The following is a 392-nucleotide window of genomic DNA, read 5'->3' as shown; positions in this document are numbered from 1 at the left end:
ATTTTGAGGATGGTAGTCTTTCCTTTTCCAGGGCCGCCAGTGATGATGGATACCTGGGACCGAAATACCATTCGGACTGCCTCCTCCTGTTTTTGTGCAAGCGTCATTTTACTTTTTGCTAAAACAGCCTCTAATTCCCGCTCAATATTATACGTGTTCCCCGGTGAACGGAGCAGCCTGACAAGATGATACGCTGCCTCTTTCTCCGCCTCCCGGTATGCCTTTAAATAAATAGCCGTTCCATCTGCCTCCAGAATCTTATCCTTCATTACCAGCTCATTTCCTGCCAGCTTAATCTGTCCGCGCCTGACTGTATCAGTTGGAAAGCCTGCATTGAGCACCTTATATGCCATATCGACAATGATGGTACTGTCTAAATACAGATTTCCTTC

Annotated in this window: 1 protein-coding gene; it reads right to left on the bottom strand. The window is 46.4% G+C overall.

The genetic code is table 11. The annotated features are described in order from the left end of the window. Positions 1 to 392: ATP-dependent RecD-like DNA helicase (locus NE664_15405; protein MCQ4728019.1), on the bottom strand; the 392-nt coding region annotated here is incomplete at both ends.

Origin of the sequence: Anaerotignum faecicola (genome assembly GCA_024460105.1) — a bacterium.
Taxonomy (GTDB): domain Bacteria; phylum Bacillota; class Clostridia; order Lachnospirales; family Anaerotignaceae; genus JANFXS01.
The sequence above is the reverse complement of the archived record's forward strand: the minus strand, read 5'-3'. Positions and strand labels throughout refer to the sequence as shown.